Raw genomic sequence first — 17,201 nt, forward strand, 5'->3', positions numbered from 1 at the left:
CAAACAGCTTTGGCTAAATACTTATTTCAGAGGCTAAGCGGGATGTGATGTGGGGCCTCTGCTAAATCAGGAGATTTATGTTATGCCACAAATCATCAATACCAACATCGCTTCGTTAAATGCGCAGCGAAATTTGAATACATCGCAAGAGTCGCTGGCGGTTTCACTCGAACGACTCTCATCGGGGTTACGGATTAACAGCGCTAAAGATGACGCTGCTGGTCTGGCCATTACAGAACGGTTTACCACCCAGATTCGTGGTTTAAATCAAGCGATTCGTAACGCTAATGATGGTATTTCTTTGTCGCAAACCGCCGAAGGGGCGTTGGGCGAAATGACCAGCAATTTGCAGCGAATCCGTGAACTGGCGGTTCAGTCTGCTAATGCGACCAACTCAGATTCTGATCGGGCAGCGCTGGATCAAGAGATTCAACAACGGCTATCTGAAATTGATCGTATTGCCTCGCAAACCGCATTTAACGGTCGACGAATTCTGGATGGCACCTTCGGAAATGCTAATTTTCAGGTGGGTGCCAATGTCGGCGAAACCATCCGTCTGGAGCTGGAAACCAGTATGCGCCTCAACAGTATTGGCGCGGTTGCGGTGGCTAACACCTTAGATTTAAGTGGCCTGATTAGCGATGGTGTTGATGCGACGGCAGGCAGTTATACAACCGGATCGCTGGCGGCGCTGGTCGGACAAGACCTGTCGAGTGCTGGCACGGGTGGTGTTTCTCAAACGCTGACAATTCCGAATGATGGCACTAACCCAACGGCATCTGATTTTTCGGTCAATAATGCAACGTTTTCTGTTGATGGTTTAGCCGTCACCCTGAATACCGATTATAGCGGTGCGACGGATGCAACGGGTATTGCTGGGGATATTGAAACGGCATTGAATGCCTTGGCAGGTGCTGGCACGTATTCTGTTAACGCAACCGGCTTTGATATTGAGATCACCAATAATCTCAGTGCGGATGCGGTCACAATTTCTGCCGCCAATGCCGAAGCAACCGCATCGGGTTTGGTTAATGGTACTGGCGCTACAGGCACAGTTGGCACGGTGACCTTTGATGTTGATGGTAATACCGTCACTTTGGATGGCACTTATGCCAGCCTCGCTGATCTGGTAGCCAAGGTGCAGTCCGATCTGGATACGGCGGCGGCAGGCACCTACAGCGTTGCCGTTTCCGGAGCGGGAATTGAAATCACCAATATTGCAACGGGTGTGGCGTCAACTGCCGCGGTGGTTGATGGCTTTACTGGTGTCGGCTCAAGTGCCTTTGATAATGGCACAAGTGTCGATGGAACTGATGCTGTGGCGGGCCAAAGTATTACTGTTGCAGATGATTTTAGTATTCAAGTGGGAACGACCGATGCGGTTGCCGTTGCCAACGGTACCTACACCAGCGCTCAAGACTTGGTCGATGAAATTAATGTGACCTTAGGCAGTAATGGCCGCGCCAGTTTGAATGATGACGGTACAGTCAGCATCACGGCGCTTGATGTCATTACCGTCAGTGGCGCCACCGGTCTGGTTACGCTGGGATTGGATGAAACCACGGAACCGGCTGGCAATATGACCGGCGTGAATGTGCTGAGTGTCGAAGCGGCCAATGAAGCAATTAACCGCGTTGATGCAGGTTTGAAAGCAGTCAATGATTTGCGGAGTACGTTTGGTGCAATTCAGAACCGGTTTGAATCGACGATTGCCAACCTGGGGTCAACGGTTGAAAACTTGTCGGCCTCGCGCAGTCGGATTCTGGATGCCGACTTTGCGGCGGAAACTGCTAATCTGACGCGTGCCCAGATTTTACAACAGGCAGGCACCACCATTTTAGCGCAGGCCAATGCCTTGCCGCAGAACGTCTTGACATTGCTGGGCTAAGCCAACCGCGCAATAGTACTTTTTAAACCCGCTTACTGGAAACGGTAAGCGGGTTTTTCTTTGGGCGAAAGTTGCCGGTTTTACTATGATCTCAAGTCAACCGGCAAAAATTGCCTGTTAGCAATATGTGATGCAGCACACGCTTTTCTGAAATAAGTTAAAAATTTGTTCATGGAACCTAAAGTTTAGTTCAGCCGGGTCGTTAACCACTCCGGAGGCAGTAAAGATGTCTGGAATGTCTAACTGCCAATAATGAAACGGGTAGGTGCCCGACTTCCCTTAGGAGAAATCACCATGGCTCAAATTATTAACACTAACGTTGCCTCACTGAATGCGCAGCGTAATCTGACCACTTCACAATCGTCTCTGGCTGTCTCGTTGGAACGTTTGTCTTCAGGCTTGCGTATTAACAGCGCGAAGGATGACGCGGCAGGTCTGGCTATTTCTGAACGGTTCACTACGCAAATCCGTGGTTTGAATCAGGCGATTCGAAATGCCAACGACGGTATCTCACTGTCACAAACAGCTGAGGGCGCACTGGGCGAAATCGGTAACAACCTGCAACGTATCCGTGAACTGGCGGTGCAATCTGCAAACGCAACCAACTCGGCTTCTGACCGTGCCGCATTGGATCAAGAGGTTCAACAACGTCTGGCGGAAATTGATCGTATCGCCTCGCAAACCTCATTCAACGGTCGTAAAATTCTCGACGGCTCCTTTGGTAATGCGCTTTTCCAAGTCGGTGCCAATGTGGGTGAAACGATTTCTTTAGATTTGAATACCAGTATCCGTCAAGCTGATATTGGCGCGATTGCTTCTGCAACTACGGTGGATTTAGATACTTTGGTTGCTGAAGGAACAACTGGTGTTGCTGGTTCATACACCACTGGTGATTTATCAAGTCTTGATTTCTCGACTGCTGCCGTACCGTTTGCTGGTGGTTCAGCTTCTACTACAGGCGGTATTTCAGTCACTGACTACCAAGCTGGTGCAGCGGTGACGTTTGATGTTGATGGCATTGGTATCAATCTAAATGCTGATTACACAGACCTTGCGGGTGTTACCCAAGAAATCCAAGATCAGTTAGACGTAGCAAATGCTGGTGAGTACGTAGTGACTGATGATGGTACAGACATCACGATCACTAAAACTGCAACAGCAGCCAATCCAACTGATGCCGTTGTTATCGATAATGGTACAGGTACTACCGAAGCGGAGTTCACTGGCGCAACAGGTGCTGCTGGTACGGCTGAAGTCGTAACAAGTAATTTAGTATTTGATGTTGATGGTGAGACAGTTACGTTAGATGGTGATTATGCTGACATCGATGCATTAGTAACCGCCCTTCAAACTGAGTTAGATGGTTTGAGCGGTGGCGCAGGTGTGTACACAGCGGCTGCCGTTGATGCTGATAGCTTCAGTATAACAAGTGTTGCAACTGGTGCTAACACAGCTGTTGTTGATAACTTTCAAACCACCTCTATCACAGGTGCTTCTGGTGGTACTCAGGTAGCTGGTGTTGATGATACTGCTGCTCTGACACTTACTATTAGCGATCTGACGGTTCAAGTTGGTGACGGGACTGCGGTTGCGGTTGCTAATGCGACTTACACTTCTATTGATGATTTGGTTGCGGCAATTAATACGTCATTGGGTGGCAATGCAACAGCAAGCCTTGGTGATGACAATGTGCTGACTATCACCAGCTCAGAAACAGTTACAATCGCTGGTGGTGATGCTGGCACGGTATTTACCGCAACCAGCTTTGCAGCTGCCGGTAGCCTGTCGACGGTTGATGTTAATGATGTGACAGCGGCTAATGATGCTATACAGCGTATTGACTCTGCATTGACTTCAGTCAGTGACCTGCGTAGTACTTTCGGTGCGATTCAAAACCGTTTTGAATCCACGATTGCGAACCTGGGTTCAACCGTTGAAAATCTGTCGGCTTCTCGTAGCCGGATTTTGGATGCGGACTTTGCGGCAGAAACTGCAAACCTGACCCGTGCGCAAATCCTGCAGCAGGCGGGTATCTCCATTCTGTCACAGGCAAATGCTTTGCCTCAGACAGTACTGGGCCTGTTGGGCTAATATCCTGATGGTGTCCGTAGACTGCTGCGGACACCTCCTTTTATTGAATTAGAAGGAGTCAAAAAATGGATATTAACAATCTGAGTTCATTGCCCCCTGCTGGTCAAAAGACCAGCGGGGATTTGGCATTGAAAGTTGATAACCGGGCTGCTGAAGCTGGAACAGATGTTGCATCAATACAAGCAACTTCGCAATCAGCGCAGGCGGGTGGCACCCAATCAGAAAATGCGGCACAAGAGGTCTCGCAAGCGGTGTCACAAATTAATGACTATGTTCAGAATATGCAGCGATCACTGCAATTCAGTGTTGATGAACTGAGCGGCAGAAATGTCGTGACGGTTATCGACAAAGAAACAGAAGAAGTGATTCGGCAAATTCCGTCAGAAGAAGTCTTGTCCATTGCAAGATCGATTGCGTCACAATTTGATGATGGGTTGAGTTTGTTCAACTCGCAGGCATAGTTGCCGCATAGGAGCAAATCATGGCAATCACGGCAGGTGGCATTGGTTCAGGCATTGACGTTAACGGATTGGTATCTCAACTGGTTAGCGCAGAAGGCGATCCGGTTACCCAACGCCTGGATAATAAACAAGCATCAATTCAACAGGACTTGTCGGCGTTTGGCACATTGAAATCAGCGTTGTCCCGATTTCAGGATAGTGTCAAAGCATTACAGACGCCGGATAACTTCTTGGAACGCAACGCCACTTCTTCTGATGAGTCTCTGTTTACTGTTAGCGCCGACAAGGATGCGGTGCGCGGTAGTTATGCCATTGAAGTACAACAATTAGCACAAGCTGCTAAGGTGCGCTCTGACAGTTTTCAAGCCGATGAAGCTCTCGGAACGGGAACACTGACGCTGTCTCTTGGCAGTGACAGTTTTGAGATAACAATCGATCCAGAAAATAACACCCTGGCTGGCATACAACAGGCGATAAATTCGGCCACCGATAATCCGGGCATTTTGGCGTCGGTTATAAATCTAGATGATGGTAATCAGCGTTTAATTCTGACCTCCGAAAAGTTGGGTGAGACAAACCAAATTACGCTTTCCGCTAGTGATGACAATGCCAGCGATGGCGTGGATCTTGGTCAATTACAAACTTTGACCACCATTAATGCGGCACAAGATGCTCAGATATTAATTGATGGACAACAGATCAGTCGTGATAGCAACACAATTGATGATGTGATTGATGGTGTGACATTTACGCTGCTCAAGGCGGATACAGAAACGGTTGCCACCGCTAACATCGAACTGGATAACAGCGCAGTTAAGTCGCGCGTTGAAAGTTTTGTGGCCGCCTACAATACGCTCAATACCACGATTAACAATCTGTCTTCTTATAATGCAGATACGGGGGCGGCTGGCGCTTTATTAGGCGATTCCGCATTAAGAGGCGTACAAACGCAACTGCGCCAAACGTTGACCAGTGCCATTAATGGTGTCGACATCAGCACGTTGGCAGAACTGGGCGTGACCACCAATCAGGACAACGGAAATCTGCAGATTGACAGCGAGCGTCTTGATAATGCCATTAATCAGAATTTCAGCGCTGTCGCGGATTTATTTGCTTCTGAAAACGGTTTGGCAGTGCAATTGGCTGGCGTGCTGACACGTTATACCAGTACAGACGGTATTCTGGATTTGCGAACTAATGGCCTGCGAAATCAGCTGGAAGATATCGGTGATTCACGAGAACGACTTGCCTTGCGACTTGAGGGTCTGGAGGCACGTTATCGTGCACAGTTTACGGCGATGGATACCTTGGTCGCCCAGCTGCAAAGTCTGAGTGGCTATCTGGATCAGCAGTTAGCGAACTTGCCGCTTTCGAATATCAATCGGGATCGATAAGCACATTTAATGCAGCAACGTATGAACTTGAATTGCTGCAAAATCAAGCCTATGGTTAAAGATATTTAGCCGGGAGCCGATAATGATTATGTGTTTGGATCGCCACTGAAATGGAAAAGGACAAAAACATGAATTCCAATGTTGCAATGCAGCAGTATCGCCAGAATCATATTCATGGTGGCGTCGAAACGGCGACACCGCATCGATTGGTGCAAATGCTGATGGAGGGTGTCCTTGAAAAGCTGCTGGCAGCAAAAGGCTTTATGGCTTCTGGCCAGGTAGCCAAAAAAGGTGAGCATATCAGTTGGGCTATTTCCATTATCGACAGTTTACGCGCCTGCTTGAATACAGAAGTCGGTGGTGACGTCGCCATTAACCTGGGACGCTTGTATGATTATATGGAAGCGCGGTTACTGGAAGCCAATCTCAAAAATGACGCAACGATGATTGATGAAGTCGCGTCGCTGATGATTGAAATCAAATCCGGTTGGGATGCGATTCCTGCTGAATTTCATGGCGAACCGGGCGTCAACCGATAAATGTCATTAACTGTCGCACAGGTGGAACAAGCCTGTCAGTTAACCCGCGAACAGATAACCAGAGCCCAGGCAGCAGATTGGGATGCCTTGCTGGCGGCAGAGCCAGCTCGTCAACAATTAATAACGCAGCTCAATACTGACGTCGATAACCAAGATATTGATCCGTCATCACTGGGTGACTTGCGTGAAAGTTTTGAAATGCTGCAGTCACTGAATCAGTCGTTGCAATCGCTATGTCAGCAGCAGCGGAGTGAGATGGCAAAAAAAGTCGCAGACTTTAATCAGGGCAATAAAGCGCGTCAGGCATACGAAGATCGTTGAATTTTTCCCGTCATTTTTTTGACAATCAGTCAGGTGGATGCTTAACTTCGTCTCTCTAGAGCAGAAAGCCATCCTTTCTGGTATCAATTGTTCAAGATGGGAGCCTGAATGAGCAGTAATCAAGTGCTGGTTATCGAAGCCGACGCCAATCGTCGCGAGACCTTATCGACGCTAATCACATTTATTAACTGTCATCCGGTTCTGGTCGCGCATCCACCGGAATGGGGAGCCGCAGTCGATGACCTGGATAATATTGCCATGGTTATTATCGGGGATTGTGGTAGTGACCAACAGACAAGAGAATTACTTCGCTTGCTGGTCAATCATGAGTCCCGGCTACCGGTATTTACCCTCGAACACGAACAACAAGCAGAGTCTGATTTCCCTGGCATCATTGGCGCTTTGCAATATCCAGTCAAATATCCCCAACTTAGCAATGCCTTGCAACAGGCGACGGTATATCGTGGGCAACAGGAGAAAGCAGATCGCGCGCACCTGAATTTTCGTTTGCTGGTGGGTAACAGCCTGGCAATGAAACAGGTGCAACGGATGATAGATCAGGTGTCCGATTCAGAAGCAAATGTTTTGATTCTGGGTGAATCCGGCACAGGGAAAGAGGTCGTTGCGCGTAACTTGCATTATTTTTCTTCTCGCCGTGATAAACCTTTTGTGCCAGTGAATTGTGGTGCGATTCCGGGCGAGTTGTTGGAGAGTGAGCTTTTCGGTCACGAAAAAGGCGCTTTTACGGGAGCGATTACGGCGCGCAAAGGTCGATTTGAACTGGCTGAGGGCGGCACTTTGTTTCTGGATGAAATTGGCGATATGCCGATGCCGATGCAGGTGAAATTGTTGCGTGTCCTCCAGGAAAGAACGTTTGAACGCGTGGGTAGTACCAAAACACAACAAGCAAATGTCCGGGTGATCGCCGCCACACATCGTAATCTTGAAAGGCATATTGCAGATGGCTTGTTCCGTGAAGATTTGTTTTATCGGCTGAATGTGTTTCCGATTGAAATGCCAGCATTACGCGAGCGCCCGGAGGATATTCCGTTGCTCGTTTATGAAATCATCCAGCGTATCGAACACGAAAATCGAGGCTCAGTCAGATTAACGACCGCCGCCATGGCCGCACTATGCCGCTATAACTGGCCAGGCAATGTCAGGGAATTGGCCAATGTGATCGAAAGGCTAGTGATTTTATACCCGTACGATCTGGTTGATTTTGACCAATTACCGGAAAAATATCGAATTGCAGGTGAGGCCTTGCCAGCGCATGTCAGCGCAGTGATAGCAGCCCGTCCGGAACCGGCATTGGCTAGACAAGTCAACAAAGAGCCTGCTTCGACTGAGGTGGAAGCCGAGGTGACAACCCTATCTTCCCCAGCGATCGCGAATGCATTACCGGAAGAGGGGCTGGACCTCAAAGAACATTTGGCACAATTGGAATTTTTCTTGATCCGGCAAGCGCTGGATGATGCGGCCGGCGTCGTGGCACACGCGGCACAACGACTCAAAATGCGGCGTACAACACTGGTTGAGAAAATGCGTAAACATGGTATCCAGCGTGAAGGTGAATAACAGGATGGTGAGTCATTTTTTTGACTAAAAGTTATCTAACCAATTGTAATTGTTGGTAAAAATTTAAGGGCATATTTTTTGCAGACAGTAGTAAAACCTGATACTGGAGTCAAAAAGTATGCGTGCCAACTGGACTGAGCCTTACCCGCCTTATCGAAAAGAGACGACCTTGACGGTTGTCGAGACCGATGACAGTCGTTCTGCCAGCCGAATGAGCCGATTGCTAACCGTGTTACCGGCAGGTGTAATTGTTCTTGATGCTGCAGGTCGAATTCAGGAATACAATCCGGCAGCGATTGATTTGCTGGGTAAGCCATTGCAATACGAACCTTGGATCACGGTAATTAACCGAGCATTTCAACCTAGACCAGATGATGGTCACGATGTGTCTTTGCGTGATGGTCGCCGCGTCCATATTTCAACCAATCCGCTCGAAGGTGAACCGGGACAGATCGTGTTACTTCAAGAGGTGACCGAAACGCGTCGTCTGCAGAGCAAGGTCTCACATCTGCAACGGTTATCTGCCATGGGTGAAATGGCGGCACGGTTAGCCCATCAGATCCGTACTCCTTTATCATCGGCCATGTTGTATCTGTCGCCGTTATTGAAAGCAGAATCAGGTAGCACACAACAACGCTATGCGCAGCGCCTGCATGACAGTCTCAGCCATATGGAGCAGCTGGTTAGAAATATGCTGGCCTTTTCGCGTGGCGATATGGCCGCGCCAGCGCCTGTTTCGGTTGCAGAGTTACTCGAAGAAACAGCACGCCAGTTTCAAAATAATATGGCTACGGATCACTATCAGTTACAACTGAATAATCAAGTGAACGATGGCTATGTTTTTGGGAGTCAAACGGCGCTGTCCAGTGCCCTGTTAAATTTATTGAATAATGCGCGTGAGGCGTGTGGTGCAGCAGGCCAGATTATCCTTAGCGCCGAGTTGATTCGGGATGAGGCTGAGCAATATTGTATTGAAATCAGTGTCGAGGACAATGGGGTCGGTATAGCTGAAGCCGATTATGAAAAAATCCTGCAGCCCTTTTATACCACTCGGTCGGCTGGTACGGGGCTGGGGCTGGCGGTGGTGCAATCGATTGCCAAGGCACATAAAGGCATATTGTGGCTGGATAGTGAACTGGGCGAGGGCAGTACCTTTAGCCTACGTTTGCCGGTTTATCAAGCGGTTCAATCATCTCGCGAATCTGTTTGCCAAGGAGCGGCCGTATGACTCAATCAAAAATAATTGTTGTCGAAGATGATGCTTCGTTACGGCTCGCTGTTTGCGATACGCTGGAGATGGCTGGTTATCAGGTAATTGCTATGGAGGAAGGACAAAAAGCACTGGAGCAACTTCGCGTTGATGGCGTGGGGCTATTGCTCAGTGATTTGCAAATGCAGCCCATGGATGGTCACACGTTGCTAAAAAAAGCACGCAAACTGCAGCCGGCATTACCCGTGGTGTTGATGACCGCTTACGGTACGGTAAAAAGCGCCGTTGATGCGATGCAGGACGGGGCTTGTGATTATTTGATGAAGCCTTTTGATGCCGATGAGCTGCTTGCTCGGGTTGCGCGCTATATTCGTACAGTTCCAGCCACGAATGAGGTTGTTGCCGAGGCACCAAGTTCACGACATTTGCTTGGACTTGCTGAACGTGTCGCTGCCAGCGATGCCACGGTTTTGCTGAATGGTGAAAGTGGCACAGGCAAGGAAGTGCTTGCCCGTTATATTCACCGCCATTCCCCGCGTCATGATGCACCTTTTGTGGCAATTAACTGTGCGGCAATCCCAGAGTCAATGCTGGAAGCCACTCTGTTCGGCTATGAAAAAGGGGCGTTTACTGGTGCCAGCCAGGCCTATGCAGGCAAGTTTGAGCAAGCACATCAAGGCACCTTGTTGCTGGACGAAATTTCTGAAATGGATTTATCGTTGCAGGCCAAGTTGCTGCGTGTTTTACAGGAGCGTGAAGTCGAACGTCTTGGTGGCAGGAAGGTAATTCCGTTAAATGTACGCGTCATTGCCACCACCAACCGAACCTTAAATGAAGAAGTACAGGCAGGTCGGTTTCGTGAGGACTTATTCTATCGGCTTAATGTATTCCCCCTGCAATTATTACCGTTGCGTGAACGGCGTGAAGATATTCTACCGTTGGCGAATCAATTGCTGAACCGGCATTGCCAACAACAGCAAACACCTTTGCCGCAACTGGGTGAAGAAGCACAACAACGTTTGCTCAGCCACGATTGGCCGGGCAATGTGCGTGAGCTGGATAATGTCATGCAGCGTAGTTTGATACTACAACAAGGCAACCTGATCACGGCGCAGGATTTAGCATTTCAGGCAATGAGTCAGAAAATGACGGTGTTGCCGGATGTCAGCATGCCGACAGCCGCGCTGGCGGAAGATAATATTGAAGGTGATTTACGCCACCATGAACAGCGCCATATTTTGGAAACATTGGCGCGCTATCAAGGTAGCCGGCGTAAAGCAGCCAAGGATTTAGGGATTAGTGAGCGCACACTGCGTTACAAAATATCCCGGTTTCGTGAGCAAGGTATTGCCATTCCGGGTAAAGCTGGCAAGTAATCTGCATAGCAGCTTAACAGCGTCATTTTTTCAGCAGGAGTTACCACGATGATTAATGCGATTGATCCCAACCAGCTACTGACCCAGTTACGTGCCATGCAAGCGCAGGCGAGTCCTGAACAGGTTCGCCCACAACAAGATTCAGCGCCGTCTGAGCGCCTTGATTTTGGTGATGTCATGAAGCAGGCAGTCAATCAGGTAAATAGCTTGCAACAAAGCTCATCGGCATTAAAAACCGGATTTGAGATGGGTGATCCGGGGATTGAACTCAGTGATGTCATGATTGCATCGGAAAAAGCGGGTGTCGCTTTCGAAGCGACAGTACAGGTGCGAAACAAATTGATTGAGGCGTATCAGGAAGTCATGCGCATGTCGATTTAACCTGTTCATCTTAGTAACTGAGAAAAGCTTATGGAAAATGCGCCGGTAACCACTGCGTCACGTTCGACCAATACCCCTTTGGCAGTCATGCAGAGCAATATGGCGCAGCAGCCAATCGTGAAGCAAATCCTGTTTCTGGTGGCTATCGCTGCCAGTATTGCGGTCGGGGGCTATGTACTGATGTGGTCACAAACGCCGTCTTATCAAGTCTTGTTTTCGGGGATGGCAGCACAGGAATCTGCCGAACTGGTTGAAACATTGAATCAGATGGGCGTTGATTACAAACTGGACCAGAATAGCGGCGCACTGCTAGTACCGGCATCGGAAGTTCAAAGCCTACGCCTGAAACTGGCAGCAGAAGGCTTACCCCGCAGCTCAGCGCAGGGCATGGAAATGCTTAATCAGGAACAAGGATTCGGTACCAGTCAATTTATAGAACAGGCTCGCTATCAACGTGCCATGGAGCAGGAGTTGGCGCGCTCCGTCAGCGAAATCCAAAATGTCCGCTCGGCGCGGGTTCACCTTGCCATTCCCAAGCAGTCAGTATTTGTTCGAGATCGTCGTCCACCAACAGCCTCCGTTGTGGTGAATTTGTTTGCTGGACGTAGTCTGGATCAAGGGCATATCAACGCAATCAGTCACATGGTTGCCTCCAGCGTGCCTAACATGAATAACAGCGATGTCACCGTGGTGGATCAGCGCGGTAATCTGCTTAGCCAGCCTGAACGTGATAGCAATGTCGCACTCAGTGATAGTCAACTCGACTATACCCAGAAATTGGAGCAACACTATATTCGACGTATCGAGGCTATTCTTGCACCAATGGTCGGTCTTGATGGCGTGCGGGCTCAGGTTGCTGCTGATGTTGATTTTACCCTGACAGAGCAAACGGCCGAAAGCTACAACCCCGATATTGCAGCAATTCGCAGTGAGCAATTAACCGAAGAAGAGCGGGTTGGCAGTGCGGGCGCAATTGGTGTGCCCGGCGCGCTGACTAATCAACCGCCTGGTGGTGCCATTGCTCCCGAGCAAACAGCACAAGCAAACGAGGATGACGAAACGACAACGCAAACAGTGGTGCCCGGCGCCAGTACCTCACGAACAATTCGTAATTATGAGTTGGATCGTCGTATTAGTCATAGCCGCATGGCGCCAGGTGCTATTCGAAAACTCAGTATTGCCGTTCTGATTGATGAGCCCGTCAATGCACAAGGCGATCCCCAGCCATTACCGGCGTTACAATTGACCCGAATCTCGGCTTTGGTTCAGGATGCCGTTGGCTTTAGTGAGGCACGTGGCGATAGCCTCAATATTGTCAGTGCGCCGTTTAAAGCGCCGGTTGAGGCAGAGCCTTTACCTGAAATCCCACTTTGGGAGCAGGCTTGGTTCTGGACCGTGGCAAAACAAGTTTTAGGTGCGCTGGTGGTGTTGTTTTTGATATTCGGTGTGATACGGCCTGCATTTAGAGATATCAGCAAAGCGCCGGCGAAAAGCCAAACCGATGCGGTTGACGACGATACCGAGTCAGCGCGTAAAGCGGTGGCTGCTGGTGCTGGCGATGAAGAGATTGCTAAACTGGCTGGGGGTTCTGAAAAAGTGGAGGCGCAATTGGATAATGTCCGCAGTCTGGTTCAACAGGATCCGGCATTGGTTGCGCAAGTCGTTAAAAACTGGACAGCGAGTGATGCCTGATGGCCGAGCAAAGCCGTAAATTAACGGGCACTGAAAAAGCGGCAGTTTTCCTGCGCAGTATTGGCGAAGCAGATGCGGCATTAGTGCTGAAGCACATGAATCCCAAGGAAGTACAGAAAATTGGTCAATCGATGGCAACGTTGACTAATGTGACCCGTGATGAGGTGCGCAGCGTATTGGGTCAGTTTGTTGAGACCGTGGAAAAAGAGACCGGACTGGGTATTGGCTCGCATGATTATGTGCGCCGAATGTTAGTCGGTGCCTTAGGAGAAGATCGCGCAAGCAGCCTACTGGATCGGATCTTATCCGGGGGCAATACTAATGGCCTTGATCAACTTAAATGGATGGACGCCAGAGGGATTTATGAAGTGATCCGTCTGGAGCATCCTCAGATCGTGGCGATTGTCTGTTCGTTTCTTGAAGCCGATCAAGCGGCGGCTGTGTTGAATTTGTTTCCAGAGCGCGATCAATCGACAATTTTGTTGCGTATTGCCACCCTTGAAGGAGTCCAACCGGCGGCGTTGAATGAGTTAAACGAAATTCTGGAAAAACAGTTTTCTGGTAATGCCGGAACGCAGACGGCAACGGTTGGCGGTCCCAAAACGGCGGCGGATATTCTCAACTTTGTTGATGGCAGTACCGAAGCGGCTATCATGGAAAAAATCAAAGAAGCCGAGCCGGACCTGGGGCAAAACATTGAGGATCTGATGTTCGTCTTCGATAATTTGATTGATGTCGATGACCGTGGCATACAGACGTTGATGCGTGAAATTCAGACGGATCAGCTGCAACTGGCACTGAAAGGTGCCGATGAAAGTCTGAAAGAAAAATTCCTGAAGAATATGTCGCAGCGGGCAGCGGAAATGTTGCGCGATGATTTGGAGGCGATGGGTCCGGTTCGGGTCAGTGATGTTGAAAGTGCCCAGAAAGCAATATTGTCTACCGCACGCAGCTTGTCTGATAAAGGCGAAATCATGTTAGGCGGAAGTGGTGGCGATGACTTCATCTGATGATGTGTTAATCACGCGAGAAACGCATATTCTGTCAGAAGAAGAACTGGCTCAGGCTTATCAGCGCTGGCAGGCGCCGAGTATGACGGCGCCGGGCGAGAAATCGACATCGCAGCCAAAGCCCATCACGGCCGTAGAGCTTGAAAAAATTCACGAGTCAGCGCGCGAGGAGGGCTTCAAGGCCGGTTATGAAGAAGGCCATGAAGCGGGTCAAAAAGCGGGACTGGCTGCGGGTAAGAAGACAATTCGTGAACAGGCTGCACAATGGCAGGCACTGATTGATCATTTAAATACACCATTGCAAGCGCTGGATGAGGGGATTGAACAAGATCTGCTTATGCTGGTGCAGACCATCGCCCAACAGGTGGTTCAATACGAACTGCAATGTCAGCCGGAGCGCATACTTGAAGCAACCCGTTCTGCTTTGGCTGCGTTACCCGTCAATGACCGAAAGCTAAAAGTATTTTTAAACCCGAAAGATATCGAACTGGTTCGTGAAGGCTTGTCGATCGATGCGGAAGATAATCGCTGGCAATGGCTAGAAGATCCCTTGTTGTCACGGGGTGGCGTGCGGCTTGAGACAGCCGATACGTCTATTGACGGCAGTATCGAGACCCGAATACAGCGAACCATTGAACATATGCTCGGTGCGGTGCCTGATCATGGCACAACCTGAATTTGGTCTCCGTCGCTGGCATCAGCAGATCCAGGATTATCAACAGCGATTAATGTCATTACAGCCGGAAGCGGTCATGGCTGTTGAAGGTCGGCTGACACGGATGGTCGGCATGACTTTAGAGGCCGTGGGATTTCAGGCACCTATTGGCAGTCGCTGTGAAATTCAGGCTCGCGGACAGCCGCCTGTTGAGGCAGAAGTGGTTGGTTTTCATGACGATGTCTTGTACCTGATGCCAACGGGTGATATCCGCGGCTTAGTGCCGAATGCCAAAGTCAGACCTATTCAGAATGATTCCCTGATACCTGTCGGCGAAGCCTTACTGGGGCGTGTTGTTGATGGTGCGGGCAAACCACTGGATGGCAAAGGCGCAATTAAGGTTAAGGATCGTGTGCCACTCCATGGTCAACCGGTCAATCCACTGAGCAGAGCGCCGGTAAGACAACATCTCGATGTCGGGGTACGGGCGATAAATGCCTTGCTCAGTGTCGGACGGGGGCAGCGGATGGGGCTGTTTGCCGGAAGCGGCGTTGGCAAAAGTGTGCTGCTCGGCATGATGACCCGATTTACCGAAGCGGATGTGATTGTGGTGGGGCTGATTGGTGAGCGTGGTCGGGAAGTTAAAGAATTTATTGAAGATATTTTAGGTGAGCAAGGACTGAAACGTGCGGTGGTGGTTGCTTCTCCAGCAGATCATTCTCCTTTGATGCGGCTGCATGGCGCGATGTTGGCGACCAGTATCGCTGAGTATTTCAGGGACCAAGGTAAGCAAGTCCTGCTGTTGATGGATTCCTTGACTCGTTATGCGCAGGCGCAACGCGAAATTGCCTTGGCTATTGGTGAACCACCAGCAACCAAGGGCTATCCACCCTCAGTTTTTTCATTATTGCCGCAACTAGTCGAGCGCGCAGGAAATGCCGGTGAAGGACAAGGGGGTATAACTGCCATTTATACCGTGCTGGTTGAGGGGGATGATCAGCAGGATCCGGTTGCCGATTCGGCGCGAGCGATTCTGGATGGTCATATCGTGTTATCCAGGCAACTGGCTGAGTCCGGCGTGTATCCAGCCATTGATGTCGAGGCATCGATCAGTCGGGTTATGCCTCAGGTGACCAGTCGTGAGCAATTGCAACAAGCGCAATTATTTAAACAGATTTATGCAACCTACCGGCAGAATCAGGATTTGATTAATATCGGAGCCTACAGCGCTGGCAGTGACCCGCAAATTGATCACGCGATTGAAATGTATCCAAAGTTACGCAAACTCTTGAAGCAGGACATGCATCAAGCGCATGATTGGCAGGCAAGTCTGTCTACGTTACAGCAAACGCTGCAGACAAATACGGCAGGGGGACAAACTGGTTCGATTGGTCAGCCTGTCACGGCAAGAAAATAATGCTTTCGGGAAAAATGTATGACGCGCGCCCAAAAGTTGTTACCGGTTATTGAACTGGCAAAACAGGATGCTGAGGCGACGCAGCTAAAGCTGGCTCAAGCGAATCGGCAGCTGCATCGTGAACAGCAGCAGTTACATGAGCTGCAACACTATCGTGAGGAGTATTTGCAGCGATTTCGTCGCGTTGATCCGCAGATTGTCTCAGCTCGCAAAGCACTGGATCTGCGCGCATTTCTGGTGCAGCTTGAACAGGCGATTGTATTGCAGGAGCAACAGGTACAAAAGCAGCATAATCAGGTGCTGCAACAACAGCAGGCCTGGCGTCAGGCACGTCAGAAAATGCAAGCTATGCAAACCCTGATGGAGCGTTACCAGCAACATGAAGTACTGTCCGCATCGCGTCGAGAGCAAGTCTTAAATGATGAGTTCAGCGTGAGTTTATGGCGGCGCCAGCGTAAGCGTTAATTTTTTCAGTAATCACACTACGGAATTTCGGGGTTGGGTCGATAACCTGACTATGCAGGATAGCCAATATAATCAGATTGCGTTACCAGAACGGCTGACCATCGCTGAAGCGCCAGCTTGTTACGAGCGCCTTGTAGCGGCCTTGGTCGCTGGTCAGCCAGTTTCGGTGGATGCGAGTCAGGTCACGCGTGTTGACGCGGCCGGTTTGCAGTTACTACTGGGTTTTGCCAGGCAGGCGCAACAATTATCGCTGCCTTTGCAATGGCAGGCCATCACGCCAAGTCTGCAAGAGGCGGTAGACATTGCCGGTCTGCATGACGAGATCGTTTTTAATCTTAACAAGCAGGAAGAACATGATCAGAATATTGACGGTCGATGATTCGGCTTCATTACGCCAAATGATGATGATTACCCTGCAAAATGCCGGTTTTCAGGTTACGCAGGCCGAAGATGGTCAACAGGCAATGCTGTTGGCCTCGTCGCAGCCATTTGATCTGGTATTGACCGATTACAATATGCCAATTATGAATGGTCCGATGCTCATTGAACGGTTGCGTACCTTGCCTGGTTACACCTACACGCCCATGTTATTGCTGACAACAGAAACCGCAGATAGCAAAAAAGCCGCTGGGCGTGCTGCCGGGGCGACGGGGTGGATCCAAAAACCTGTGGATGGTCACAAGCTTCTCGACACCATCGATAAGCTGCTTAACGGTTGAGATA

17 protein-coding genes are annotated in these 17,201 nt (G+C 49.7%); all 17 read left to right on the top strand.

Features of this window, described 5'->3' with window-relative positions; genetic code table 11:
• Nucleotides 1–82: 82 nt before the first annotated feature.
• The 17 genes from Q7C_RS14005 (at nt 83) to Q7C_RS11265 (ending at nt 17,197) form a co-directional block, all read left to right on the top strand.
• Nucleotides 83–1,888 carry a flagellin N-terminal helical domain-containing protein gene (locus Q7C_RS14005; protein WP_014704890.1) on the top strand — a complete coding sequence of 602 codons (1,806 nt, stop codon included), beginning with the start codon at nt 83–85 and terminating at the stop codon, nt 1,886–1,888.
• 294 nt (nt 1,889–2,182) lie between these two features.
• Nucleotides 2,183–3,979 carry a flagellin N-terminal helical domain-containing protein gene (locus tag Q7C_RS14010; protein WP_014704891.1) on the top strand — a complete coding sequence of 599 codons (1,797 nt, stop codon included), beginning with the start codon at nt 2,183–2,185 and terminating at the stop codon, nt 3,977–3,979.
• A gap of 65 nt (nt 3,980–4,044) precedes the next feature.
• Nucleotides 4,045–4,440 (top strand): flagellar protein FlaG, encoded by a 396-nt coding sequence (locus tag Q7C_RS11195; protein WP_014704892.1) that lies wholly within the window; start codon nt 4,045–4,047, stop codon nt 4,438–4,440.
• Nucleotides 4,441–4,460: 20 nt separating this feature from the next.
• Nucleotides 4,461–5,834 carry a flagellar filament capping protein FliD gene (gene fliD / locus Q7C_RS11200; RefSeq protein ID WP_014704893.1) on the top strand — a complete coding sequence of 458 codons (1,374 nt, stop codon included), beginning with the start codon at nt 4,461–4,463 and terminating at the stop codon, nt 5,832–5,834.
• A 128-nt stretch (nt 5,835–5,962) separates the two neighbouring features.
• Complete coding sequence (gene fliS / locus Q7C_RS11205) at nt 5,963–6,373, top strand: flagellar export chaperone FliS (RefSeq protein ID WP_041367162.1); 411 nt, start codon at nt 5,963–5,965, stop codon at nt 6,371–6,373.
• The gene (fliT, locus tag Q7C_RS11210; protein WP_014704895.1) at nt 6,374–6,694 is read left to right on the top strand and encodes a flagellar protein FliT; all 321 of its coding nucleotides are present in this window, start codon (nt 6,374–6,376) and stop codon (nt 6,692–6,694) included. It abuts the gene before it with no gap.
• Between the two features lie 108 nt (nt 6,695–6,802).
• Nucleotides 6,803–8,272, top strand: a complete 1,470-nt coding sequence (locus tag Q7C_RS11215) for a sigma-54 dependent transcriptional regulator (RefSeq protein ID WP_014704896.1) — start codon at nt 6,803–6,805, stop codon at nt 8,270–8,272.
• Nucleotides 8,273–8,390: 118 nt separating this feature from the next.
• On the top strand, nt 8,391–9,500 hold the full coding sequence (locus Q7C_RS11220) for a sensor histidine kinase (RefSeq protein ID WP_014704897.1): 1,110 nt from the start codon (nt 8,391–8,393) through the stop codon (nt 9,498–9,500).
• Nucleotides 9,497–10,858: a sigma-54-dependent transcriptional regulator gene (locus Q7C_RS11225; RefSeq protein ID WP_014704898.1), complete on the top strand. Its 1,362-nt coding sequence runs from the start codon at nt 9,497–9,499 to the stop codon at nt 10,856–10,858. The genes Q7C_RS11220 and Q7C_RS11225 overlap by 4 nt, the downstream gene beginning before the upstream one ends.
• A 48-nt stretch (nt 10,859–10,906) precedes the next feature.
• Nucleotides 10,907–11,239, top strand: a complete 333-nt coding sequence (fliE, locus tag Q7C_RS11230) for a flagellar hook-basal body complex protein FliE (RefSeq protein ID WP_014704899.1) — start codon at nt 10,907–10,909, stop codon at nt 11,237–11,239.
• A 30-nt stretch (nt 11,240–11,269) separates the two neighbouring features.
• Nucleotides 11,270–12,931 carry a flagellar basal-body MS-ring/collar protein FliF gene (fliF, locus tag Q7C_RS11235; RefSeq protein WP_014704900.1) on the top strand — a complete coding sequence of 554 codons (1,662 nt, stop codon included), beginning with the start codon at nt 11,270–11,272 and terminating at the stop codon, nt 12,929–12,931.
• The gene (fliG, locus tag Q7C_RS11240; protein WP_014704901.1) at nt 12,931–13,941 is read left to right on the top strand and encodes a flagellar motor switch protein FliG; all 1,011 of its coding nucleotides are present in this window, start codon (nt 12,931–12,933) and stop codon (nt 13,939–13,941) included. Before fliF ends, fliG begins: the two co-directional genes overlap by 1 nt.
• Nucleotides 13,928–14,617, top strand: coding sequence for a flagellar assembly protein FliH (locus Q7C_RS11245; protein WP_014704902.1), 690 nt, complete (start codon nt 13,928–13,930; stop codon nt 14,615–14,617). Before fliG ends, Q7C_RS11245 begins: the two co-directional genes overlap by 14 nt.
• Nucleotides 14,604–16,013 (top strand): flagellar protein export ATPase FliI, encoded by a 1,410-nt coding sequence (gene fliI / locus Q7C_RS11250; protein WP_014704903.1) that lies wholly within the window; start codon nt 14,604–14,606, stop codon nt 16,011–16,013. The genes Q7C_RS11245 and fliI overlap by 14 nt, the downstream gene beginning before the upstream one ends.
• Nucleotides 16,014–16,031: 18 nt before the next feature.
• Nucleotides 16,032–16,478, top strand: coding sequence for a flagellar export protein FliJ (gene fliJ / locus Q7C_RS11255; RefSeq protein WP_014704904.1), 447 nt, complete (start codon nt 16,032–16,034; stop codon nt 16,476–16,478).
• 52 nt (nt 16,479–16,530) lie between these two features.
• Nucleotides 16,531–16,857 (top strand): STAS domain-containing protein, encoded by a 327-nt coding sequence (locus Q7C_RS11260; protein ID WP_014704905.1) that lies wholly within the window; start codon nt 16,531–16,533, stop codon nt 16,855–16,857.
• Entirely contained in the window at nt 16,832–17,197 is a 366-nt protein-coding gene (locus Q7C_RS11265) for a response regulator (protein WP_014704906.1), read from the top strand. The genes Q7C_RS11260 and Q7C_RS11265 overlap by 26 nt, the downstream gene beginning before the upstream one ends.
• The last annotated feature ends 4 nt before the right edge of the window (nt 17,198–17,201 follow it).

The sequence above is a fragment of the Methylophaga frappieri genome, assembly GCF_000260965.1.
Classification (GTDB): Bacteria; Pseudomonadota; Gammaproteobacteria; order Nitrosococcales; family Methylophagaceae; genus Methylophaga; species Methylophaga frappieri.